The sequence below is a fragment of the Yersinia vastinensis genome (assembly GCF_902726565.1).
GTDB classification, from domain to species: Bacteria; Pseudomonadota; Gammaproteobacteria; order Enterobacterales; family Enterobacteriaceae; genus Yersinia; species Yersinia vastinensis.
Genome location: NZ_CACVAF010000006.1, coordinates 186809 through 212324, shown reverse-complemented (window position 1 = coordinate 212324; position 25516 = coordinate 186809). Strand labels below are relative to the sequence as shown.

Here is a 25516-nt window from a genome sequence, read left to right as displayed (position 1 = left end):
AATCGCGGGCGGCAGAGGCTGCCCGCGATGCTCCTAAATTTCGTCATTGCGGAACAACGCCCGCCCCTGTAATAACCTCGCGCCTAGCCATCCGCCACAAAGAGACAGCAAGAGCGCGGCCGCCAGTGGCAATAGCCACCACATCACCCAATTAGGTTGCCACGGGAAATCAAACACTAACCGCTGTAATGCCCAGAGTGCGGCTTCTGCGCCGATGGCCGCTGCAAGACCCGCAACCAACCCCAATAGCGCAAACTCCCACCACAATGTACCTCGCAGTAAGCGTTTACTTGCTCCGAGTGTGCGATAGACCACCAGCTCCTGACGGCGCTGGCGCATGCCGACCTGCACCTGAGCCAACAGCAGCAAGGTGCCACAAATAATCACCAAAACCACCATGACTTCCAGTGCACGACTGACCTGTTGCAGCACCTGCCCGACTTGTTTCAGCATCGCGCCGATATCCAGCAAACTGAGTGTTGGGAATTGGCGATTTAATTGCGTCAGAACCTCTCCATCCCCCTGATAGCGGAAGCTGGTCAGCCAAGTTTGCGGCTGGTTATCCAGTGCGCCCGGCGGGAAAATAAAGTAAAAATTAGGACGCAGACTTTCCCAATCCACTTGGCGAATACTACTCACCGTTGCCTCAAATGATTGAGTATCGCCGCTGAATGTCAGTTTATCGCCGATTTTAATTCCTAGTCGATCAGCAATCCCCTGCTCCATCGAGACTTCATTTTCCTTCGGTGGCCACTGCCCCGCAGTCAAAATATTGTGTGCAGGTAAATCCTGCTGCCAAGTCAGATTCAACTCACGGTTAACCGCCTCGCCGCCAGGGTCGTCTTCATGTACACGCTCCGTGGCCAGTTGTTGGTTAATCTCCGTTAAACGCACCCGGACAATAGGATAGAAAGTCGACGGCGTTATTTGATGCTGTGTAAGGAACTCCGTGACTTGTGGCACCTGCTGCGGCGTGATATTTAGCAGAAAATAATTCGGGCTATCGGGTGGCAACTGTTGTTGCCAACGATCTAATAGATCGCCGCGCAGCACCAATAATAAAGCCAATAACATAAACGACAGTGAGAATGCCGCCAGTTGAGTCAGTGTCATCCAAGGTTGGCGCAATAACCGGTTGATAGCCAGCCGGAGTGACAGACGAGTGATCGTCAAGCGGCGGAGTAGCAATAAACCGCCCCAGCCAATCACCCCCAACAACAACGCCAACACCACCATACCGCCAAGAATCGCCCATAGCAGCGTGTTTCCGCCCATGAGTAAGGCCAATAACCCCACCACAACTACGATCATGGCTGGAATAAAGTAACGAAGCGGCCAAACATTAGCAGAGACATCGCGGCGCAAAACTCGCAAAGGTTGAGTCGCCAGCAGTTGCCGATAAGGGCGAATTCCCACCAGTAGCGAAATCAATACCAGCGATCCCATTGACCATACCCATGGCCATAGACCAGCCGCTGGCAATGCTGCCGGTAATACCGGGGACAATAAGCGGATTAATATTTTCTCAAACAGCAGCCCAATCACACTGCCACACAGGCCTGCCAACACCAGAACAGAGAACCACTGACCAATAATCAACCGCCGTAATGCACTGCGCCCGGCCCCCAATGTTTTCAGCACCGCCACCAGAGAGTAGCGGCTGCGGCAATAGTGCCCCATCGCCACAGCAACAGCAGCAATGGACAACAACAACGTCAATAATGCCGATAACAGCAAGAACTGTTGCGCACGTTGCAGTGATTTCCCCAACGCACCACCGGATTCTTGTAAACCATACCAACGCTGATCAGGTGTCAGTTGCGGTGTGAGCCAATCACTAAATTGCGTAACCGCATCTGGCGGGCCTGCAAACATATAGCGATAACTTAAACGGCTCCCCGGTTGTATTGCTCCGGTTTTTTCTACATCGCTCAGATTGATCAAAATACGTGGGGCCGTTTGGAATGGATTAAACCCCGAATCTGGCTCCTGAATCACTTCACCAATGATTTTCAGGGACGTATCCCCCACTTCAAGGGTGTCACCTACCTTAACGCCCAACAGGGCTAGCAACCGTGGGGCCACCAGTGCCGTACCCGGCTCAAGTTTGACTTGAGGTGGTAAGGTTTCTAACTCGCCATACAGCGGATAGGCTAAGTCAGTGGCCTTCACATCCGCCAGCTGTGGCCGGTCACCGGCAAAGGTCATGGTCATAAACGAAAGCTGACGACTGATAACCAGCCCCTGTTTTTGCGCTTCTTGCAACCAACTTTCGGGGACGGGATGAGATGATCTCAGAACTCTATCACCTGCCAGAAAATCACGGCTCTGCTGACTCAGCCCTTGCTCCATCCGATCACTAATACTGCCCAGTGCCAATACGCAAGCCACCGCCAGTGTTAATGCCAGCCAGACAATCAGCAGTGAGGGTGAGCGCCACTCACGCCAAAACCACCGCCAGATCATGCTTCCTCCCACAATTTACCGTCCTGTAAGCGCAGCCGACGCTGACAACGGCCAGCCAGTTGCACATCATGGGTGACGAGAATAAGCGTGGTGTCGTAATCCCGATTAAGGGAAAACAGCAAGTCGGCAATGCGATCGCCGGTGTGTCTATCAAGATTACCGGTGGGTTCATCGGCAAAAAGTATTTTGGGTCGGCCACTGAAAGCCCGCGCCAGCGCCACACGCTGCTGTTCACCGCCAGAAAGTTGGGCAGGAAGGTGGTGCAGACGTTTCTCCAGCCCCACCTGTTTTAACAGTTCAATGGCGTGCACTTTACTTTCGCGCTCACTTTCGCCGCGCAACAACGCTGGAAGCTGAACGTTTTCCAATGTATTGAGTGTTGGCACCAACATAAATGACTGAAACACAAAACCGACGTTTTTTGCGCGCAACTGCGCCCGCCCTTCTTCATCCATTGCGGTCAAGGACTGGCCGAGCAGACTCACCTCACCACTACTGCCATCATCCAGCCCTGCCAGAATTCCCAGCAAAGTTGATTTGCCTGAACCTGACTCACCAATAAGCGCAATTGTCTGAGCGGGTTTGACAACCAGCTCAACTCCGGTAAGGATGGAGAGCTGTTGCTCACCCTGACCGACGTGTTTATTAAGATGATGAACTTCAAGAACGTTTTCCGCTGGCATCTTCCCTTCCTATTACTGTTGGGATTATTCAGTTTGCGTGCCGCCGCAACCGACACACTTTTGATTCTCGGCGACAGTTTAAGCGCCGGCTACCGCTTGCCCATTGCCGAAGCATGGCCTTCACGGCTGGATAAAACATGGCAGGCCACGCCCTCATTGCCAAAGGTCATCAACGCCAGTATCAGTGGTGATACGGCGGCACAAGGTTTAGCTCGCCTGCCCGCGCTGCTCAAGCAACATCAGCCGCGCTGGGTATTGATTGAATTGGGTGCCAATGACGGCCTACGCGGTTTTCCAACGCAGGATATTCAACGGGATCTCACACAAATTATCAATCTGGTCAAGGAAGCGAAAGCCCAACCATTATTGATGCAAATCCGCATTCCGCCTAACTATGGCCGCCGTTATACTGAGGCCTTCACCGCAATGTATCCGCAATTGGCACAACAATTTGGCATCCCGCTTGTCCCATTCTTTATGGAACACGTTGCCGTAAAGCCTGAGTGGATGCAGGATGATGGTTTACATCCTAACGCAGAAGCGCAACCTTTTATCGCTGATTGGATGGCGCAACAACTCAAGCCGTTAGTTAGTCATTAGTATGAATACTCTACCTGATAGATTTCAAAATGCAGGCAGGCGGCAAGGGAGATAATCCCGATGAGCTTACGAAGTCAAGTGATTCGGGTGAGCGAGAACAGCCAACACACCGGCAATTTGAAAGATGAAAGGTATAACATTTGTTTAAACAAATAGATTCATTCACTAGGTAAAGTTATGCAAAAAGCAGTATTAATTACCGGTTGTTCCAGTGGTATCGGCCTGGTTGCGGCGAAAGATTTGAAAAACCGCGGTTATCGCGTACTCGCGGCCTGCCGTAAACCCGATGACGTGGTAAAAATGACGCAGATGGGTCTGGAAGGTATTGAACTGGATTTGGATGACAGTGACAGTGTCGAGCGTGCTGCGGCACAAGTTATCGAGCTGACTGGTGGACGCTTGTATGCCTTGTTCAACAACGGAGGTTTTGGCCTCTACGGACCGTTACATACCATCTCGCGCCAGCAGTTGGAGAAACAATTCTCAACCAACTTGTTTGGTACTCACCAACTGACACAGTTGCTGCTACCCGCGATGCTGCCTCACAGCGAAGGCCGCATTATTCAAACCAGTTCCGTTATGGGGTTGGTTTCAACTGCGGGTCGTGGCGCCTATGCTGCCAGTAAATACGCTCTGGAGGCTTGGTCAGATGCATTACGTATGGAACTACACGGCAGTGGAATTCAAGTCAGTCTGATTGAGCCTGGCCCGATAAGCACCCATTTTACGCAAAATGTTAACCAGGCCGAAGCCGACAAACCGGTGAACAATCCCGGCATTGCAAAACGCTTTACACTACCGCCAGAGGCTATATTACCGAAATTACGCCACGCATTGGAAAGCCCGCGTCCACAGTTACGTTATCCGGTCACCTTAGTGGCCCATGCGTTGACAGTACTGCGCCGTATATTGCCAGGTCGCATGTTAGATAAAGTCCTGCGTGGTAATTCTTGATAAGCGTCGTGAGGGTTGAAGCTACATAATCTGCCCCCATCTACTGCTAAAACGGATGAGAGAAATAAGTCATGCTAGCACCTACAACGATTGATATTACCGAAGCGAATCTGCATCAGACATTAGAACAATCCATGGCTGTGCCCGTGCTGTTCTATTTTTGGTCTGAACGCAGTCAGCACTGCCTGCAACTGACCCCGGTACTGGATAAGCTGGCCGCAGAATATGCTGGTCAATTTATTCTGGCGCGTGTCGATTGCGATGCACAACAGATGGTCGCATCACAGTTTGGTTTACGCTCCATTCCGGCAGTTTACCTCTTTAAAGATGGTCAGCCGGTTGATGGTTTTCAGGGACCACAGCCAGAAGAAGTGATTCGCGAATTGCTGCAACGAGTGTTGCCAAAACCAGAAGAGCTAAAAGCGGCAGAAGCGGCACGTTTGATGAGCGAGGGGAATGCGCAAGACGCTCTGCCATTGCTCAAAGATGCCTGGCAACTGATGCAGCAAAATCACAACCCACAAACCAGCGATATCGCGCTGCAATTGGCTGAAGCACAAATTTTGCTAAATCGCAGTGAAGATGCCGAAGGCGTACTGGCGACAATCCCACTGCAAGACCGTGATACACGTTATCAGGGGCTGATTGCACAAATCGAGCTACTCAAACAAGCCGCTGACACACCAGAAATTCAGCAATTACAGCAGCAAGTGGCCGATCAACCAGATAACGTTGAACTGGCCGTGCAATTAGCACTGCAATTGCATCAGGTTGGTCGCAATGAAGAAGCGCTGGAACTGCTATTGGGGCACTTGAAGAAAGACTTAGCTGCCGCCAATGGTACTGCCCGTAAGACATTAATGGATATTTTGGCCGCATTAGGCACTGGCGATGCACTGGCAGCTAAATATCGTCGTCAGTTGTATGCATTATTGTACTGATTGACATATTTAACCGGCATTCGTTGCCATTATTTACGACTGCGCGAGGCCATCCCGCGCAGTTTTATTCTGCCCTAATCAAGCTTTCTCTCATTTACACGCTTTTACCCGCCTTTCGTTAGGCATTTAGCGCTCTGTCACGTAATATTAAGAAACAATATTCATTGCTGACAGGAAGTTAAATATGTTTACGGTTATCCCTGTTCTTATCGTTGTCGCCCTGATTGTGGTCTTCTCCTCAATCAAAATTGTTCCACAAGGTTTTCAGTGGACGGTCGAACGTTTTGGTCGCTATACCAAAACGCTAATGCCGGGTCTGAATATCGTTGTGCCATTCATGGATCGTATTGGTCGTAAAATCAATATGATGGAGCAGGTCCTGGATATCCCATCCCAAGAAATCATCTCCCGCGATAATGCTAACGTGGCAATTGATGCCGTCTGTTTTATTCAGGTAATTGACCCAGTAAAAGCCGCATATGAAGTCAGCAACCTTGAACTGGCCATCGTTAACCTGACCATGACCAACTTCCGTACTGTTTTAGGCTCAATGGAGTTGGATGAAATGTTGTCTCAGCGTGACAACATCAATAGCCGTTTGCTGCATATCGTCGATGAAGCCACCAACCCGTGGGGCATTAAAATCACGCGAATTGAAATCCGTGATGTGCGCCCACCGACTGAACTGATTTCAGCGATGAATGCTCAGATGAAAGCTGAACGTACCAAGCGTGCCGATATTCTAGAAGCTGAAGGGGTTCGTCAGGCCGCGATTTTACGTGCTGAAGGTGAAAAACAGTCACAAATTCTGAAAGCGGAAGGTGAGCGTCAGTCCGCATTCTTACAGGCTGAAGCGCGTGAACGTGCCGCAGAAGCGGAAGCTCAAGCAACCAAAATGGTTTCTGAAGCTATCGCCGCCGGTGATATTCAAGCCATTAACTACTTTGTAGCGCAAAAATATACCGATGCACTGCAACATATTGGCTCTGCCAATAACAGCAAAGTCATTATGATGCCACTGGAAGCCAGCAACCTAATGGGCGCTATTGGTGGAATTGCAGAACTGATTGGTGAGAGTAAAAACAGCCGGGGTAAATAACCATGCTGGAAGAAATTGCAGCAAATCCAAACTGGTTTTGGCTTTCACTCGGCGGCTTATTATTGGCCGCTGAGATGCTAGGTGCCAGTGGTTATATGTTGTGGAGCGGTGTTGCTGCCGTGGTCGTCGGCATTTTGGTCTGGCTATTTCCTTTTAGCTGGGAAATGCAGGGCGTGCTGTTTTCTGTCCTGACAGTAGTCTCTGCCATCCTGTGGTGGTATTGGCTAAGTAAACGTACCAAACCGCAACCCGCTATGCTGAACCAGCGTAATCATCAATTATTGGGAACTCGAGCAACACTGACCGAGGCCACGGTTGACGGTTATGGCCGTATGAAAGTAGGCGACAGCAGTTGGCGTATTTACAGTGCGACGGAGCTGAATGTGGGCACCGAAGTTGAAGTGATACTAGTGGAAGGCAATACTTTGCATGTCCGTCCCACAATTCATCACTGATGATTGAATCTAAAGGCGTATTTATCTAAATACGCCGAGGCTAATGACATAAATTAATCGCCGATTGATTTGTTAACTTACCACTTTTTGCTTATCACTCATGTGGCAACATCCCGCCAAGTTATTAATAATCGGGCAATCTGCACCATCATCACCAGGGCATTCATCGGCTAACGCTAATAAGCGTAATCGCATCTGATTAAGATCATTAATGTGCTGCTCAATTTCGGCGACTTTTTGCAATGTCGCTGCTTTTACATCCGCACTATGCCGCGCTGGGTTATGAAACAATGCCAGCAATTCACGACATTCATCCAATGTGAAGCCAACCTGCCGTGCCTGACGCAGCAGAGTTAACTCTTCAATATGTTTAGCATTGTAGCTGCGATAGCCATTATCCGTGCGGATCGGCGGCGTCATCAGCTTTTTTTCTTCGTAAAAGCGAATGGCTTTGCTGGTTAAGCCTGTTTTTTTTGCGACATCGCTAATATTCATATTCCCCCCTTGACCTTCCCCTTGCTGGAAGGTTTAACCTCTATCATTAGTGAAAAGAACCATGCGAGTCAAGCGGAATGAAAGACGTTCAAGCTCAATAAAACCGGTACAACTAGAGGCAATGAATAAGACCATTATTGCCATAGATAAGGAATATGACGGGGAATACCGACTAAACTTATCCCTACAAAATTTATGGATAGGTTCCTACTCGATAAGGAGTTAACTATGTTGCAAACCACAGTACTGGCCTTACACGGCCTTTCCTGCATGAATTGTGCCAAACGCGTGAAAACAGCGCTAGAAAGCCGTGAAGATGTCCATCATGCAGAAGTGAATGTTCACTACGCAAAAGTGACCGGTGAAGCTGAAACCAATACGCTGATTGATACAATCAAACAAGCAGGTTATCAGGCAGAAGAAGCGCAGACTCCTGATGTTGAACTACAACTCTCGGGCTTGAGTTGCGGGCATTGCACTGAATCCACCCGAAAAGCTCTGGAGGCAGTTCCCGATGTGATAGCTGCTGATGTGACCCTCGACAGTGCCAAGATTTACGGCAAAGTAGATGCACAGACATTGATTGATGCTGTCGAACAAGCGGGCTATCACGCTACCCTGCAAGGGGCTGAACTCCCAAAAACTGAGCCGCTGACTCACTCAGCCCCATCTCAGCCGGAACATCTGGCAGCGGCCTCTTCAACTGTTCCGGCAGCGACAGTATCAACATTGGCAACAACCGCATCGACGACAGCCGCAGAGCCACCAGCCAGTGATAGCGATAGTGTCCAACTCTTGCTCACGGGGATGAGCTGCGCCAGTTGCGTCTCTAAAGTACAAAATGCACTGGAAAGTGTTGATGGCGTTGAAGTTGCACGCGTCAATCTTGCCGAACGTAGTGCATTGGTTACCGGTAATCCGAGTCACGAGGCTTTAATCACGGCCGTGAAGAATGCCGGTTATGGTGCTGAAATTATTGAAGATGAAGGGGAGCGGCGCGAGCGTCAGCAACAAATGTCGCAAGCCAGTATGAAGCGCTTCCAATGGCAAGCCGCGCTCGGCCTATTGCTGGGTATCCCATTGATGGCATGGGGGTTATTTGGCGGCAGTATGACGCTAACACCAGAAACCCAAACGCCGTGGCTGATTGTCGGCATAATCACTCTGCTGGTGATGATATTTGCCGGTGGTCACTTTTATCGTAATGCTTGGGTCAGTCTGAAGAATGGCAGTGCCACTATGGATACCTTGGTGGCATTGGGGACAGGTGCCGCTTGGGTTTACTCCATTACGGTGAATATCTGGCCAGACGTTTTTCCAATGGAAGCTCGCCATCTTTACTACGAAGCCAGTGCCATGATCATCGGTTTGATTAACCTTGGTCATGCCATGGAGCAGCGCGCCAGACAGCGCTCATCCAACGCGCTGGAGCGCTTATTAGATTTAGCCCCTCCGACCGCTCGGCTGGTAACTGATGAAGGTGAGAAAGTTATTCCATTGGCGGATGTTCAATTAGGCATGACATTACGTCTGACTACGGGTGACCGTGTCCCGGTTGATGGCGAAATTGTGCAAGGGGAAGTGTGGATGGATGAAGCCATGTTGACTGGCGAACCTATCCCACAGCAAAAATCGGCTGGTGATGTGGTTCATGCAGGGACGCAAGTTCAGGATGGTTCAGTACTGTTCCGCGCCAATGCCATCGGCAGCCAAACAACGTTGGCGCGCATCATCAAATTAGTTCGGCAAGCGCAAAGCAGTAAACCGGAAATCGGCAAACTGGCTGATAGAATCTCTGCGGTATTTGTTCCAACCGTGGTCGCAATTGCGGTGATAGCCGGGTTGATTTGGTATTTCTTCGGCCCACAACCACAGTTGGTCTATACCCTGGTCGTCGCCACGACAGTACTGATTATCGCCTGCCCATGTGCTCTCGGGCTGGCAACACCTATGTCGATCATCTCAGGTGTTGGGCGAGCGGCTGAGTTTGGCGTTCTGGTACGTGATGCTGATGCATTACAGCAGGCCAGCAACCTCGATACTTTAGTGTTCGACAAAACCGGCACATTGACCGAAGGGCATCCGCAGGTAGTTGCCATTCATACTTTCAATGGCGTGAACGAACAGCAAGCGCTGGAATGGGCAGCAGCACTGGAGACTGGCTCTAATCACCCCTTGGCTCGTGCGATTTTACAACGGGCGGAAGGACTGACACTGGCGACAGTGTGCCAATTCCGCACACTGCGCGGCTTAGGGGTCAGTGGTGAAGTGGATGGCATTCCACTATTGCTGGGGAATAACCGCCTACTGGAAGAGCAACAGATTGACACCAGCGAGTTGCAAGCATTGATGCAGCAACAAGCAGAAAGTGGTGCAACACCAGTTATTCTGACGGCACAAGGCAAACCCGCGGCACTGTTATCGATTCGTGATCCACTGCGCAGTGACAGTGTTAGTGCCCTGCAACGATTGCATCAGCAAGGATATAATTTGGTGATGTTAACCGGCGATAACCCTATTACTGCGAATGCTATTGCTAAAGAAGCGGGTATTGATCAGGTGATCGCCGGAGTCTTGCCTGATGGTAAAGCAGAGGCAATTAAGCAACTGCAAGCTTCCGGACACAAAGTAGCGATGATTGGCGATGGTATCAATGATGCACCAGCACTGGCGCAAGCCGATGTTGGGATTGCTATGGGTGGCGGTAGTGATATTGCGATTGAAACCGCCGCTATTACCTTGATGCGCCACAGTTTGCATGGCGTTGCTGATGCAGTAGAGCTTTCCAAAGCAACATTGCGCAACATGAAACAAAATCTGCTGGGAGCGTTCTTCTACAACGCCTTAGGGATTCCGATTGCTGCGGGTATTTTGTTCCCCTTCACCGGAACCCTCCTCAGCCCTGTGGTGGCAGGGGCGGCGATGGCGTTGTCATCTATTACCGTTGTGAGCAATGCGAACCGATTACTGCGGTTTAAGCCTAAGCAATAATTAGGAACCTAATGGCGCACAACCCCTTTCTTGTGCGCCACTTAGCGTTTAGCATGTTAAGAAACGCTAATAAGGGAACCACATGGGCCAATTATTACGCCGCCTCGCAAAATTTTTGGGCATGACTGCCCCGGCGAGCTATTCCTACCCAGCTTTAGACATGACTTTACCTGGTGAACGTCATTTTCACTTGGTTGGCAGTATCCATATGGGAACCGAGGGGATGTTTCCCCTCCCCCATGAGTTACTCAATAAATTGAATCAGGCTGATGCACTTATTGTCGAAGCTGATATCACCGATACAGCCTCTCCCTTTGGTAACGATAGCCTTGATGAACCATTAATTGACAGGTTATCTGCAGAGCATTATCAACAATTTTTGCAACGCTGCGAAGAACTGGACAATGACCCACTTACTATGGCCTTTCTGCCAGCATGGCAAGTGGCCTTAATGCTTCAGGCCCGTCAGGCCCAGCGTTTAGGGTTACGAGGGGAATACGGTATCGATTACCAATTATTGAAAGCGGCGACAGCACAGGACAAAAACGTGATTGAGCTGGAAGGTGCGCAGATGCAGCTCGATTTGTTGGAAACATTGCCTGACAACGGCATGTCGTTACTGCTGGATACCTTAACTCACTGGCACACCAATGCCCGTTTACTGCAAACCATGATTAGCTGGTGGCTGGAACATCATCCAGTCAATGACCTGACGGCTCTGGCCCCCACCTTTAGCCAAGGGTTGTACGATGTTCTGATGATTCAAAGGAACAAACGCTGGCAAAGACAACTTGAACAACTGCCTTCCGGGCGCTATGTCATTGCCGTCGGTGCGCTACACTTGTATGGCGAAGGGAATCTTCCTGATTTATTAAAATCCAACGCCCAATAAAAAAATGGCCGATATCGCTATCGGCCAGTCAAAGAGGAATTTTCGTTATTTTAGTTATTAAGCGCCCACATTCCTTGCGGATAATATGAGCAGCCAATACAGGGTAGCAACCTGACGATTAGATTAGCAACCGACATTCATCATAACTCGCGGAGCACCTAACCATTATGCTGATTTTGCTCGGTTAATTTTTATCCCTGTCACCATGATTCCGTGTAGGATAATCCACCTGAATAAATCTTCATTTTTAATTGGACGTTTATTATGACACCTGCCGTTGTTTTGCTGGAAAAACAAAAAGTTCCTTTCACACTACACCCATATCACCACGATGCAGCAGAAACCAACTTTGGCGATGAAGCCGTTAAAAAATTGGGTCTCAATGCCGATCAAGTCTATAAGACATTGCTGGTCGCTTTAAATGGTGATGCCAAAAATTTAGCCGTTGCCGTCACCCCTGTCGCCACCCAACTTGACCTGAAAAAAGTAGCCCGTGCATTGGGGGCAAAGAAGGCTGAAATGGCCGATCCACAATTGGCACAGCGCAGCACCGGATATTTAGTGGGGGGTATTAGCCCATTGGGGCAAAAAAAACGCCTCCCCACGGTAATTGATAGCCCAGCACAAGAATACGCCACGATATTTGTTTCCGGGGGTAAGCGGGGATTAGATATTGAACTAGCCGCAACAGATTTATGCCGATTACTGCAAGGCACATTTGCTGATATCGCAAAAAGGGATTGATGAACAGCCACGAAACCGAGCAGAAATTAACAACCTAGCCCTGCTCGGCTTAATAATTGCGTAGGATTTTTATCTACCCCTATAAAAAACAAAAGCTTTGCGAATTATACTCTGAGGACAAAGGCTGATAACCAGCAAAGATATCTTCATACTTAAGCTAATAGTACTCGTGAGTATATAACGGCGAGCACTCGCCTTATCATTACTTAATAGACTATAAGTAATTCTCGCTAAACTGATACGACGAAATTGCTCTGGATAATCTTTGGATATACGCTCACCAAATTGGGACAATGTTAGATCGGCGAGAATTTTATGTTCTGCTGAATATTTAACTTGCGTAGTAGCACTAGTTAAGCGCGATGGAGCATCATTTGAAACATCGATTAATTTCATATTAAAGGTAGGGATTCCTTTATAATCTAACGCAATACGCCACCACAATAGATGCTCACCACCAAGCCTAGTTTGAGGATAGCTTAACCCTGTTGCTAAGAATTTTTCTCTATTAAAGACAGGCGTAAAATCGCCGATAATATACCCAGACATATAATCATCAAAACTAATTAGATGATATTTATCCCTCATACTCCCGTTAGAACAGGCAAACATAGTTACTAAATATGAATCAAGATTTTCGTCATCAAGAATATGCATAAGTTTTTCAACAGATCCTGATGTCATCACATCGTCATCATCTAGTATTAATACCCAAGGTGCATGGGATAATTTAAGCCCCTGCATCCTTGCTAAACCAGGACCGCCGTTGATGGGCATGCGATAAGTGATAAGTTCAGGTACATTGAATTCGGGTAAAAGTGATGTCGAGGCATCATCAACAACTATGATTTCAATACGATATTTCTGACTTCTCTGTGACACTACGGAATTAACAGCCCTAACCACTAATTCGGGGCGATTATAAGTTGTAATCACAACACTTAGAGTTAAATCATTCACTATCTATTCCTACAAAAAAAGAATATTAGCACCAAGAACATTATTATCTCGGCCACCAAAAATGCGAGTGTCATACCCAGGCCACCTAGCGTTGGAATTAATAGTATAGCAAGCATGCAAATAAGGCTTATATTAGCTATCATCACTCTGCTGGCAATACGTTCTTTTCCTGTAGGAATGAACCATAAAACGGCCAAAATCATACTATTAATACGAAATGGCACTACCCACACCAGTATTTTTAATAAATTAATAGCATCTTGATAGCCTGGCCCGAAAACAATATTCACAACCCAGGCTGATGCAAATACAGTGGTAATTGAGAATAATATAGTGGCGATTGAAATTACCACTAGTGCGATAGTGACTAATTTTTTAGCAGTACGTTCTGAGTCACGCTGCAATTTAACCAGATGTGGAAATGCTGCATTTAAAGCCGGAATAGCCAAGCCACTAGCCGCTCGAATTAGTTTTTCCGCAGGGACAAACGAACCAACAGCACGAGCACCACCTAAAAAACCTAATAATGTTGAAGCAATGGAACCCATAATACTTTGAGCACCTTTGTACAAAAATAGCTCCCAACTATCACGAATAACTTGCCATGTACCATTCAGATTTATTCGCCCCAAGCCCGTTTGGCGCAGCATAATAAATGTTGGAATAAAGGTGTTAAGAATTCCAACCGTTGCCTGGATAATTAATACACGTTGGGCATGTTCTGGTGATGAAACCAAAGTGATCGTAAATAAAAGTCCCGTGCTGCGTAGTGCAAGATCTAATAATGAAGGCAAGATTAGCCGTTCAATTCCTACGTAGTACCATAGTGGACTAAAACCAAATGCAACAAGAAACAGTGAAACCCAAATAAACCAATAGTGAGGAATCGTAGTCGCCCCCATACTGAAAAATATCAAAACTCCGATGGCAAGAATAACTACCGAACTTAATAGCAGCTTTGCTGCCAATACGTTAGTAACGAGTTGAGCTAGTCTTGCACGATCTTCTTTCACTTTTACGACGCTACGTGCTGCGCTGAAATTAAAACCAAACTCGACAAAAACGGAAGCAGTCAATGCTAGCCCCAAAGCATAAAGCACTTGCCCATAACCTTGTTGCCCCAAAGCTCGAGCCAACACAGGTAGCTCAATCAAGGGGATAAATAAACCGCCAATTTGTGCCAACATTAGCCAGAATGTATTTTTTGCTACACGCGACATGAACTATCACCATGGATGGATGCAAGAAAAACCAGTTAATTCCTTGCTCAATGAGGACAAAAAATCGATGGGTGAGAAATTATTGTTGCATACAGCTAGCAAAAATTTTTCTTTTACGAAATCTATTCTAAAACAGCAGTCTTCTCAAGAAGTTCTGCTTATCGGGGACGAAAAAAAAGATGAAGCACAGTATACCACCTGAACATCATCTTTATTAAATACAGCACGTTACAATTAATTACTTATAGACAATCTCACCTTTCGGCTGATACTGACTGGCATCCAGTGGAGAGTGTTTTTCAATATACTGTTTTAGAACTTCTGCATCGATAAAACCGGTATTGACATAGCCAGGTAGGGTATCAATCTTCGGATATCCATCCCCCCCTAACGCATTAAAATTCAATGTTGCCAAACGATAGGTTTTATTTGGGTCTAGCAGCTTGCCCTGTATTTTGACATCACTCACCCCCTCACCATCGGCCACTAGGCTAACGTTGGCAAATTGGGCATAAGCACCAGAATCTACTTTTTTATTTGCCACCACAGCCAGATACTTCTCAACATCACGCCCTTTCATGTCAGCGTAAACCAGAGTATTACCGAATGGTTGAACTTTGAGCACGTCTTTATAGGTGATATCACCTTTTTCGATAGAATCACGAATACCGCCACCACTCATCACAGCAAAATCTGCTCCCGCACGTTCCATTTGTGCTGCCAATAACATGCGAGCCAAATTCGTTTGCTCGAAACGGACTTTGCTGCGATCCCCTTCTAGCTTGTCATTCACACTCCCCACTTTAATCTCCAGCTGCGCCTTGCCCTGCTCTTCAAATGGGGTCAACAGTTTCAGCATCGATGGGTCTTGGGCTATTTCTTGCGTATAAAAGACACGCTCACTAGTGCCATCAGCTTTCTCGACTTTTTTCTTCAAATTAATTGGGATTAACTGATAGCTCACTAATTTCAGCTCACCATTGCGGAATGTAAAATCAGCTCGGCCAACATATTTTCCCCACTCATGGGCTTGTACGATCCAAGTGCCATTTTGTCGATCGGGGGCGCAAGGTGTCCCTGGTACATAATCAGCCTGTTTATGATTCTCGCTAGCCATACAAACCGGATCCTGCGAGTGACCACCTACTATCATGTCTAAATAGCCTGCTGGTAAACTGCGTGCCATCTCGACATCACCCGCAGCATTAGAACCATGCTTACCATCATCGTAATGCCCCATATGGGTTGCAGCGATGATAATGTCCGGCTTTTCTGTTTTTCTTAACTGATCGACAACTTGCTTTGCTTCTACTGCTGGCACTCGAAATTCAATATCAGTGAAATATTCGGGATTACCGATCTTTGCTGTATCGTCAGTCGTTAGTCCAATTACCGCAATTTTTACCCCTTGTTTATCAAACAAAGTGTAGGGTTTGAATAACCGCTGCTGGGTACTTTTCTGATAAATATTGGCCGACAATAATGGGAAAGTCGCCCACTTCTCCTGTTGGCGCAGCACACTCAGTGGGTTATCAAATTCATGATTGCCGATAGCCATCGCATCATAGCCAACCAGATTCATCCCACGGAAGTCTGGCTCGGCATCTTGCAAATCCGACTCAGGAACACCTGTATTGATATCCCCGCCGGAGAGTAACAGTAAACTTCCTCCTTGGGCGGCAACTTGCTTGCGAATCTCATCAACAAGCGTTTTCTGTGCCGCCAGACCATACTCACCGTGATCGTTTTGCCAAAAATGCCCATGGTGGTCATTAGTATGCAAAATGGTGATGTCGTAGGTTTTGTCTTTTTCCCACGCAGCGGCCCATCCCGGTGTAAACGCCAGCGACACAGCCAAAGCACAGGCGGTGGTCGGTAATGAAAAACGCATGGCAAATCTCCATATTGTCGTTAAAAACCGACACCATCAATGCCAGTCTAATGAGTGAAGTTTGAGTGGTATATATTAATACCACGATAAATCAAGACCATACTGTGACACACTTTGTATTGTAATATGATAGTGCCGCTATCAATTTCATAACTTTGGAATAGATATCAAAGAATGTCAGGAGTAGTAAAAATCGTCCGAACTGCATAATATGTATTCGTTACCAACATATTATTAACAGTGAAAATTATTAGGCGAATACTCACTATGACCGATCGCTCTGAGACGGAATTCCCACCCTCCGTTACTGCCTCCGTAAAACGCACCTCATTCTCTATTTTAGGTGCGATCAGCGTATCTCACTTGCTCAACGATATGATTCAATCGCTGATTTTGGCGATTTATCCTCTCTTACAAGCCGAGTTTTCACTGAGTTTTGCCCAAATCGGGTTAATTACTCTGACTTACCAGCTTACCGCCTCACTGTTACAGCCATTGATTGGCCTGTATACAGATAAACATCCACAACCCTACTCATTGCCCATCGGTATGGGATTTACCCTATCAGGTATTTTGTTGTTGGCTGTTGCCACGACTTTCCCTGTGGTTTTACTGGCAGCGGCGTTGGTCGGGACCGGCTCTTCAGTATTCCACCCAGAATCTTCGCGAGTCGCCCGGATGGCCTCTGGTGGGCGTCATGGTATGGCTCAATCCATTTTTCAAGTTGGTGGCAACTTCGGTAGTGCTCTTGGCCCACTGCTAGCCGCAATTCTGATTGCACCTTATGGTAAAGGCAACGTTGGTTGGTTCTCACTCGCGGCATTACTGGCGATCGTGGTGCTACTGCAAGTCAGTAAATGGTATCAGCAACAACAAAGAGCCAGCCATGGCAAAGCCATAAAAGTCTCATCGGCAAAAGTACTGCCAAAAAAGACAGTTATTAGCACATTAGCTATCTTGATGGTGCTGATATTCTCTAAATACTTCTATTTGACTAGTATCAGCAGCTATTACACCTTTTATCTGATGCATAAGTTTGGAGTTTCGGTACAAAACGCCCAGATACATTTGTTTGTTTTCCTCTTTGCCGTAGCCGCTGGCACTATTATTGGCGGCCCTCTTGGCGATCGGATTGGGAGAAAATATGTTATTTGGGGGTCAATCTTAGGCGTAGCGCCATTTACACTCATTTTACCCTATGCATCTTTGTATTGGATTGGGATTTTAACCGTGATCATTGGTGTAATCCTCGCATCGGCCTTCTCGGCCATACTGGTGTACGCGCAAGAGCTGATCCCAGGAAAAGTCGGTATGGTTTCTGGTTTATTCTTCGGTTTTGCTTTCGGTATGGGGGGGTTAGGTGCGGCTGTACTAGGGTATGTTGCTGATTTAACCAGTATCGAATTGGTTTACCAAATATGTGCATTCTTACCATTACTGGGGATATTTACTGCCTTACTGCCTAATATAGAAGATAAGTAATAGTAATAACCTTATAATCCCGACTGAGACATGTGTTTCAGTCGGGAGAGTCCCCTGCATTATCGAGATGAAAACATCAAGTCCACGACAAACAACCACTTCAAACAATTTTCGTGCCAAACTAGACTTTTCTTGATAAAAAATGAAATTTTATCGCGCATTGATCGCATAAATGCAATAAACTGATGTTATTGCTGTGAAATGCTTGTCGCTCTGTATATACCCATCGATTTAACATGCAGGAAGGTGGCAAACACCGGCCCGAAGAGTGAGCCTCTTATGAAGCTCAAAAACCCTGATGAACTTACCCAGGTAAGTGACTTTAGTCATTGAACACAGCCAACACGCCTGTAATTTGAAAAATAACGGGTAGTCACGAGAAGGAGTCTGGATGCACCACTCAACACCCTTAATTACCACGATTGTCGGAGGCCTTGTTCTCGCCTTCCTTTTGGGCACTCTGGCTCATCGCCTGCGCATCTCACCTCTGGTGGGATATCTTGCTGCAGGGGTGCTTGCCGGGCCATTCACGCCAGGTTTTGTTGCTGATACCTCATTAGCTCCTGAACTGGCTGAAATTGGTGTTATTTTGTTGATGTTTGGTGTTGGGCTTCACTTCTCACTTAAAGATCTTCTCGCCGTAAAAGCCATCGCCATCCCCGGAGCCGTAGCGCAAATTGCTGTCGCTACCTTACTGGGTATGGGGCTATCGCATTTATTAGGCTGGGATTTGATGACAGGATTTGTCTTCGGTCTTTGTCTATCAACCGCCAGTACAGTGGTATTGCTACGAGCATTGGAAGAGCGGCAACTGATTGATAGCCAACGAGGGCAAATTGCGATTGGCTGGCTGATTGTTGAAGATTTGGCAATGGTACTGACATTAGTCCTCTTGCCGGCATTTGCAGGCGTCATGGGGAACGAAACCACCAGTTTGGGCCAACTGTTCACTGAGCTGGCCATTACCATCGGTAAAGTTATCGCTTTCATTACCTTGATGATTGTTGTCGGTCGCCGATTGGTCCCGTGGATACTGGCCAAAACTGCCAGCACGGGTTCCCGTGAGTTATTTACTCTGGCCGTGCTGGTATTAGCTCTCGGTATTGCCTACGGCGCTGTCGGGTTGTTCGATGTCTCCTTCGCTCTGGGTGCATTCTTCGCCGGAATGGTCTTGAATGAATCTGAACTCAGCCACCGTGCTGCGCAAGATACTTTGCCACTACGCGACGCATTCGCCGTACTGTTCTTTGTCTCTGTTGGGATGCTGTTTGATCCGATGATTTTGGTGCATGAGCCGTTAACCGTGTTAGCTTCGCTGGCTATCATCATCTTCGGTAAATCTGCTGCAGCATTCATATTGGTACGCATGTTTGGTCACTCCAAACGCACTGCACTGACCATCTCAGTCAGTCTGGCGCAAATTGGAGAGTTCGCCTTTATTTTGGCAGGGCTTGGGATTTCCCTTGGTTTGATGTCAGAACAGGGCCGTAATTTAGTGCTGGCTAGCGCAATTTTATCCATTATGCTCAACCCCCTGCTTTTCACCTTGCTAGACCGCTATTTAGCCAAAAATGAGACGATGGAAGATCTGATTCTGGAAGAAGCCGTAGAAGAAGAAAAACAGATCCCTGTCGACTTGTGTAACCATGCATTATTGGTTGGCTATGGTCGAGTCGGTAGCTTATTAGGGGCAAAACTGAATGCTGCGGGCATTCCACTGGTCGTCATTGAAAATTCCCGACCAAGAGTTGAAGCGCTACGTGAACAGGGTATTAATGCCGTATTAGGGAATGCTGCTAGCGCTGATATAATGTCACTGGCACGTCTGGATTGCGCACGCTGGTTATTGCTAACCATTCCAAATGGCTACGAAGCTGGAGAGATAGTCGCGTCTGCCAGAATTAAGCGACCAGACCTTGAAATTATTGCACGCGCACATTATGACGACGAAGTGGTTTATATTTCGGATCGCGGTGCGAATCAGGTTGTTATGGGTGAACGTGAAATTGCCAATAGCATGCTTAATATGCTGAAAATAGAAACACTAACCGAGGATGATAAGCGCCCGATTTGCCCAATCTAAATCGTTTCGATGGCGATGATTTCACGCCATATAGACAAAAAGGGCCAGCATAAGCTGGCCCTCATTATTTTTGATGTTCGGCGCGACGTAAATTATCGCTCCCAGTAAGACTCTTCCAAACTGTCTTCTCTCTCAGGCAATCCACGAGTTAAACGTGGTGAATGTTGATTCAATACTTGATAGCTGACCCGATTGGCATATTTGCACACTTGCGCCAAGGAAGAGTAACTCAGATAACTACGTACATGTTTACTTGAGTTAGGAACATTATTACGGTGATAACCATTAGCAGCAATGTCATGCAGCAAAGCTGATAAAGCACCATCACCAGCCCCATTGGTATTCATTATTTTCTCAGGTCCCCCCATATAGGGAGCAATGTGAGAATAAATACGTAATGGGTTATCACAATGCTCTTTACGCATTGCTCGACTGAATTCATACAAGTTAAATTCGGCAATAGCGCCGGGGAGTAAAGGGTGCTGTGTCTGCCGTTTATTAGCTTCTTCTGTATAGCCCGCCATATAAAGACCATTAGGGCCAGCAGTACACAGAACCAAATCAACCCAGTTCAATGCCATATCAGAGGCCATTAACGGATCATTTAGGCCCGTCAGCTCATAAGCCTCATCTTCATTCATTGCGACGATAGAAACATGCTCATTAAGGAAATCACGCCACCACTGCGGATTATCTGCAATGACGTATTTTGTTCCCAGAGTCATCACCACAGGCACATTATGCTTCTTCGCATAACGAATTGCCTGCATCGTCGCATCTGGCATCGGCTCTCCAGGTTTACAGCGCACCAGATAAGCGGTAAGAACTAGCGCTGATGCCCCAGCAATAACATCCTCAGGAATGCTTTCTGGCCGCAATTGATTCATTTGCCCCGGGCTGATGGCAAATGTCCGCTCACCATTGTCCGTAATTAAAGTAAAGCAGCGGCCAATAGCACCATCAACGGCCTGTAAGTAATTCAAATCAGTACTACTTGAGGTATTGCACAGGTAGCGATAGGCATAGCTACCAATCTTAATATTACTACACATCGTACCCAACAAAATTGAACGATCATCAGCCAGTACGGAATAGTTATGTAACGTATTGCCAATGGTACCGCCAGCAAACTCATGCGTAATTAATCCCTTGGCCGTGAGCTCCTGATAAAGGCGTTCAGCAACATCATCTTCAATCACCAAAGAGTGCCCTTGGCTCAAACCATAACGCGCAATAAAGTCCTCATCGACCTTCGCTTCAATATCAACCAGCGTCTGATCAATGCCAACAATATAAGATGTACTCACTTCATTTTCTGTTTGAGCTGGCTGCAATAAGGGATCGCGAGCATTAACAGGAAAATAGTGTTTAGATTTGCGTTTGCCAGGAAATTTCATTGTTATGAGTTACAAATTTAGAAATGAAAAGATAAAGAATTTTAGCACAAGTCATCTGGGATTCAGCGCGCATAACCATTTGGATTACGCTGCTGCCAATTCCATGCATCTGTTAGCATATCGGTTAAGTTTCTTTTGGCTTCCCAACCCAACTCGTTAAATGCTAATTTCGCACTCGCCCAACATTCGGCGATATCGCCAGACCGTCGTGCGACTATCTCATAAGGAATTTTTTTACCCGATATACGTTCAAACTCATTAATCATCTGTAACACAGAATACCCAACGCCCGAGCCGAGATTATAAACCTTAAATCCTGTCGTTAGTTTATTCAGTGCACAAAGATGCCCTTCAGCAAGATCCATAACATGGATATAATCACGAACCCCTGAACCATCTACTGTAGGATAATCATCACCATAGACAGCTAACTTAGGGAGTTTTCCAATAGCAACTTGCGTGATAAAAGGCAACAAATTGTTAGGTTTCCCATTTGGATCCTCGCCAATTAACCCAGATGGATGAGCACCTACAGGATTAAAATAACGTAATGCGCTGATGGAGAAGTCTGGGTGCGCGACAGAGAAATCTTTCAGTATTTGCTCAACCATGACTTTAGATGAGCCATAAGGGTTTGTCGTACCACCGATGCGTGCGTTTTCTGTCAAAGGAACAAACTCTGGATCACCATATACAGTTGCAGATGAGCTAAATATTAGTTTTGTTACACCAGCACTGACCATCTCTTCTAGCAAGAGCAGCGAGCCGGTAACGTTATTTTGATAATATTCAATCGGCTTAATAACCGATTCACCTACTGATTTTAAACCAGCAAAATGAATGACAGCATCTATTTTATGTTCAGAAAATATTTTTTTTAGGCAATGCCTATCGAGTACATCGCCCTCATAAAATATTGCACTTCGGCCCGTAATTTCGGCTACACGTCGCAGTGACTCTACCGAAGCATTAGATAAATTATCTAACACAACAACATCGTTGCCTTGTTCTAATAATGTTAATACTGTATGTGAGCCAATATATCCTGCACCACCAGTTACTAAAATAGTCATAATGCACCTATTGTATTTGAGGTATTTGAACAGAATTCATTGACCAAGAATAATTTCACGACACTTATTTTTAACATTATTTATATCAAACTTACTCTTTTGTTTCTGAGCTGCTTTATAGAATGACTCATAATTTGAAAATACAGTATTAAGCGCTGACTCTAGCGCTTCTGTTGTATTTTCAATTAAGATGCCATTTTGATCGACAACCTCACCACAACCACCGACATCACTCAGAATAACGGGTAAGCAGGCACTAGTCGCTTCAATCGCTGCCATGGGTAAACCTTCACTTTCTGATGTTAATACAAATACATCATACTCATTAAATTTATCAAATCCCTTTATCTCACCATAGAAATGAATGTTTTTATAATCATCATATTCTTTTTTTAGATCTTGATAATATTCACCATCACCAACAACATCTAGGTTATATTGAGGGTTAGATGCGGCTACCTTTAACATCAAATCAGGTCGTTTAGGATAGGCTAACCGACAAACATAAATGATTTTATTTTGGCAAGGACGATCGGCTCTCTCAACCAATGGTGTAATTGCATTAAGTTGAGTCATGATTTTTTCAGGCTTGATACCAATAATATTTATAGCCTTATCAGCATCACTTTGAGAAACACACCAGATAACATCAGTAATATTCGATAATAACTTTTCAATATAGCAAAAAATAAATTTCAATACATTCCCATTGTAGATACATGACCAGCCATGGGAAACATAGACACCACGAAAACGTAAGAACAAACGAGCTAATCGACTGTAAAGACCTGCATTTGCAGAGCTAGAGACAACAATATCAACCTTATTTTCTTTAAGAGTCTTATATAAAGAGTAGATAGCCTTAATACTGGCCATTTTTCTGATCTCTGGAATAATAACGACTTTATCGCAAATAATTGTTTCAGTTAACCAACCTGGCTCAGAAGTTATTAAAATAATCTTACAATCATCTTTAAGTAATTTTACTTGCTCAAGAACCCAGCCTTGGGCTCCACCAATGATTGACTTTGTGATGACAAATGCAATATTTTTCATATCTTTTCCATAAACAATAAAATGCAAATATGACGAGAGAACAGCCTCAACACTCTCAATGGACTGTTATATTTTTTGCATTTCCTTCGTGAGTCTTCTGCCAAACTATATCGCAGATACCATCTGTAGGTTGAAATCCTGCGGGCGCTTCTAATAATAAAGAGCGAATAGACTCATAATTAAAGTCATTGCAAGCAGCTTCAATTTTGTTTAGTAAAATATTCAAATCACTCCATGCAAGCATAACTTCAGTTGCAGTCATAATTCGTGGATGATAAGTGTTCTGTACAGATTCACCAATGAGTAACTCTTCATATAATTTCTCACCAGGGCGTAAACCTGAGATCTCTATTGCAATATCACCTTCAGGATTATCTTCACTCTTAATTGAAAGACCTGAAAGGTTAATCATACGTTTTGCCAAATCAATAATCTTAACCGGATCGCCCATATCCAATACAAAAACATCCCCTCCTTGCCCCATAGCACCAGCTTGAATAACAAGTTGAGCTGCTTCTGGAATGGTCATGAAGTAGCGAATAATATCTTTATGGGTTAGCGTTATTGGCCCTCCCTCAGCGATCTGTTTCTTAAAAAGCGGTACAACAGAACCTGAAGATCCAAGAACATTACCAAAGCGAACCATACAAAATTTAGTCTTATCCTGTTCTTTAGATAATGCCTGCAATACAAGTTCAGCCATCCGTTTGGTTGCTCCCATAGTATTGGTTGGCCGAACTGCTTTATCTGTAGAAATTAAAACAAACTTTTCCACCTCAGATTTTATTGCCGCTTTAGCGCAACAAAGCGTACCAAATATATTATTTTTCACCCCTTCAATAACATTATTTTCAACCAGAGGGACATGTTTATAAGCGGCGGCATGGTATACTGTATTCACGTTGAAACTAGACATGACTTGAATTAAGCGCTTTTCACTTTGTACAGAACCAAGTAGTGCCACAAATTTTGTATCAATATGATGATGTCTACAAATTGCAGCAATTTCATTTTCAATGGAATAAAGTGAAAACTCAGAAATATCAAAAAGAATGAGTAAAGTTGGTTTTTCAACAATAATTTGGCGGCATAATTCTGAGCCAATTGACCCCCCAGCGCCGGTCACCATAACGACTTTGTCGGTGATATTTTTAGCTAACAACTTTTCATCCGGCTCGACAGGATCTCTTCCGAGAAGTTCCTCTATTGACACTTTCTTTAAACTACTGATTTGTGCTCGACCTTCAACTAAGTCAGACATACCAGGAATAGATAGAACTTCACAAGAAAGATTTTCAAGTTTACTTATCACGGCTCTGCGCTGACTTTGGCTAACACTTGGCATCGCCAGTAATACTTTCTTTATGCCATAACGGCCAACTAAATATTCAAGTTTTTCTGAGGGATAAACTGTCACACCATGGATAACAGCTTTATGTAGTTTAGGATTATCATCAACAAAGGCGATTGGGAAGTATTCACTTGCTTGCATAAGTGCAGGTACTAATTGTCGGCCAGATGCACCTGCACCATAAATAACGACTGGAACCTGCCCCCTAACACCATAGTTTAATAGCATTCGGAAGAATATCCGAGAACCACAGATTAGCACTAACGAGAAAATAAAGAACATAACGGATACTGTTCTTGGCAAGTACACACCTAGGAAATAGGAACCCAATACCAGTAAACCAGAGGACAACACAACACCAACAAGTACGGTACTGATAATTTTTGCACTAACATAACGTAATACAGTCCGATATAGACCAAGACGAATATATACCAATAGAGTCGGTGGTATAATTACAGCCAAGGCGACCCACTGTTCAACACTGCTAAATGGACTATCAACATCCAATCGTACCCAAAAAGCGCCCCAGTATGCTAAAGCAATAAGAATAGTATCTAGCAAAAGCATAATGATTCGTTTTACAGGCCTTGGTAAAGATAATAAAAAAACAAGGAACATAGAGTACCAACCCAAGACGGAATACGTCGTTTTAAATATTCGGATGCAACCAGTTATCTGAC

21 protein-coding genes are annotated in these 25516 nt (G+C 45.7%); 11 read left to right on the top strand and 10 right to left on the bottom strand.

Translation table 11 applies throughout. The annotated features are described in order from the left end of the window. Positions 1-33: 33 nt before the first annotated feature. Both ybbP and ybbA read right to left on the bottom strand, forming a co-directional pair. Positions 34-2466, bottom strand: a complete 2433-nt coding sequence (gene ybbP, locus HUZ92_RS11155) for a putative ABC transporter permease subunit YbbP (protein ID WP_050296016.1) — start codon at positions 2464-2466, stop codon at positions 34-36. Beyond that, positions 2463-3149: a putative ABC transporter ATP-binding protein YbbA gene (gene ybbA, locus HUZ92_RS11150; protein ID WP_050099054.1), complete on the bottom strand. Its 687-nt coding sequence runs from the start codon at positions 3147-3149 to the stop codon at positions 2463-2465. The genes ybbP and ybbA overlap by 4 nt, the downstream gene beginning before the upstream one ends. Between ybbA and tesA the strand changes: the two genes are divergently transcribed. The 5 genes from tesA to HUZ92_RS11125 all read left to right on the top strand — a co-directional run bounded on the left by tesA (position 3120) and on the right by HUZ92_RS11125 (position 7198). Continuing rightward, complete coding sequence (gene tesA, locus HUZ92_RS11145; protein ID WP_050099246.1) at positions 3120-3749, top strand: multifunctional acyl-CoA thioesterase I/protease I/lysophospholipase L1; 630 nt, start codon at positions 3120-3122, stop codon at positions 3747-3749. The genes ybbA and tesA overlap by 30 nt on opposite strands. Positions 3750-3926: 177 nt before the next feature. Continuing rightward, positions 3927-4703: an SDR family oxidoreductase gene (locus tag HUZ92_RS11140; RefSeq protein ID WP_050099055.1), complete on the top strand. Its 777-nt coding sequence runs from the start codon at positions 3927-3929 to the stop codon at positions 4701-4703. Between the two features lie 71 nt (positions 4704-4774). Further along, the gene (locus HUZ92_RS11135) at positions 4775-5644 is read left to right on the top strand and encodes a co-chaperone YbbN (protein WP_050139879.1); all 870 of its coding nucleotides are present in this window, start codon (positions 4775-4777) and stop codon (positions 5642-5644) included. 184 nt (positions 5645-5828) lie between these two features. Further along, positions 5829-6743, top strand: coding sequence for an SPFH domain-containing protein (locus HUZ92_RS11130; protein WP_005158246.1), 915 nt, complete (start codon positions 5829-5831; stop codon positions 6741-6743). A 2-nt stretch (positions 6744-6745) separates the two neighbouring features. Continuing rightward, the gene (locus tag HUZ92_RS11125) at positions 6746-7198 is read left to right on the top strand and encodes an NfeD family protein (protein WP_050296018.1); all 453 of its coding nucleotides are present in this window, start codon (positions 6746-6748) and stop codon (positions 7196-7198) included. Between the two features lie 72 nt (positions 7199-7270). Here HUZ92_RS11125 and cueR read toward each other — a convergent pair whose 3' ends face one another. Then, positions 7271-7693 (bottom strand): Cu(I)-responsive transcriptional regulator, encoded by a 423-nt coding sequence (gene cueR, locus HUZ92_RS11120; RefSeq protein WP_050099060.1) that lies wholly within the window; start codon positions 7691-7693, stop codon positions 7271-7273. Between the two features lie 228 nt (positions 7694-7921). Between cueR and copA the strand changes: the two genes are divergently transcribed. From copA to ybaK, 3 genes are all read left to right on the top strand, one after another. Further along, the gene (copA, locus tag HUZ92_RS11115; RefSeq protein WP_050139900.1) at positions 7922-10684 is read left to right on the top strand and encodes a copper-exporting P-type ATPase CopA; all 2763 of its coding nucleotides are present in this window, start codon (positions 7922-7924) and stop codon (positions 10682-10684) included. A gap of 82 nt (positions 10685-10766) precedes the next feature. Then, positions 10767-11576, top strand: coding sequence for a TraB/GumN family protein (locus HUZ92_RS11110; RefSeq protein WP_050099063.1), 810 nt, complete (start codon positions 10767-10769; stop codon positions 11574-11576). A gap of 264 nt (positions 11577-11840) precedes the next feature. Next, positions 11841-12320, top strand: coding sequence for a Cys-tRNA(Pro)/Cys-tRNA(Cys) deacylase YbaK (ybaK, locus tag HUZ92_RS11105; RefSeq protein ID WP_050099065.1), 480 nt, complete (start codon positions 11841-11843; stop codon positions 12318-12320). A gap of 69 nt (positions 12321-12389) precedes the next feature. On the opposite strand, the gene HUZ92_RS11100 is transcribed toward ybaK, so the two are convergent. Both HUZ92_RS11100 and HUZ92_RS11095 read right to left on the bottom strand, forming a co-directional pair. Continuing rightward, positions 12390-13280, bottom strand: a complete 891-nt coding sequence (locus tag HUZ92_RS11100) for a glycosyltransferase family 2 protein (RefSeq protein ID WP_164908369.1) — start codon at positions 13278-13280, stop codon at positions 12390-12392. Then, complete coding sequence (locus HUZ92_RS11095; protein WP_050139902.1) at positions 13280-14500, bottom strand: oligosaccharide flippase family protein; 1221 nt, start codon at positions 14498-14500, stop codon at positions 13280-13282. The genes HUZ92_RS11100 and HUZ92_RS11095 overlap by 1 nt, the downstream gene beginning before the upstream one ends. Positions 14501-14519: 19 nt before the next feature. Between HUZ92_RS11095 and HUZ92_RS11090 the strand changes: the two genes are divergently transcribed. After that, the gene (locus HUZ92_RS11090; RefSeq protein WP_050139903.1) at positions 14520-14702 is read left to right on the top strand and encodes a hypothetical protein; all 183 of its coding nucleotides are present in this window, start codon (positions 14520-14522) and stop codon (positions 14700-14702) included. A gap of 36 nt (positions 14703-14738) precedes the next feature. Here HUZ92_RS11090 and ushA read toward each other — a convergent pair whose 3' ends face one another. Further along, positions 14739-16391, bottom strand: a complete 1653-nt coding sequence (ushA, locus tag HUZ92_RS11085) for a bifunctional UDP-sugar hydrolase/5'-nucleotidase UshA (RefSeq protein WP_050296021.1) — start codon at positions 16389-16391, stop codon at positions 14739-14741. Between the two features lie 267 nt (positions 16392-16658). Here ushA and HUZ92_RS11080 point away from each other — a divergent pair, with 267 nt between their 5' ends. After that, on the top strand, positions 16659-17873 hold the full coding sequence (locus HUZ92_RS11080; protein WP_050099068.1) for an MFS transporter RosA: 1215 nt from the start codon (positions 16659-16661) through the stop codon (positions 17871-17873). Between the two features lie 391 nt (positions 17874-18264). Beyond that, positions 18265-19956, top strand: coding sequence for a YbaL family putative K(+) efflux transporter (gene ybaL / locus HUZ92_RS11075; protein ID WP_145579591.1), 1692 nt, complete (start codon positions 18265-18267; stop codon positions 19954-19956). Between the two features lie 92 nt (positions 19957-20048). On the opposite strand, the gene HUZ92_RS11070 is transcribed toward ybaL, so the two are convergent. From HUZ92_RS11070 to HUZ92_RS11055, 4 genes are all read right to left on the bottom strand, one after another. Further along, positions 20049-21353: an inosine/guanosine kinase gene (locus HUZ92_RS11070; RefSeq protein ID WP_145579590.1), complete on the bottom strand. Its 1305-nt coding sequence runs from the start codon at positions 21351-21353 to the stop codon at positions 20049-20051. Positions 21354-21415: 62 nt separating this feature from the next. Further along, complete coding sequence (gene galE / locus HUZ92_RS11065) at positions 21416-22426, bottom strand: UDP-glucose 4-epimerase GalE (protein ID WP_050296022.1); 1011 nt, start codon at positions 22424-22426, stop codon at positions 21416-21418. 36 nt (positions 22427-22462) lie between these two features. Then, complete coding sequence (locus tag HUZ92_RS11060; RefSeq protein ID WP_050139906.1) at positions 22463-23482, bottom strand: glycosyltransferase; 1020 nt, start codon at positions 23480-23482, stop codon at positions 22463-22465. 55 nt (positions 23483-23537) lie between these two features. Next, positions 23538-25454, bottom strand: coding sequence for a polysaccharide biosynthesis protein (locus HUZ92_RS11055; protein WP_074006906.1), 1917 nt, complete (start codon positions 25452-25454; stop codon positions 23538-23540). Between the last annotated feature and the right edge of the window lie 62 nt (positions 25455-25516).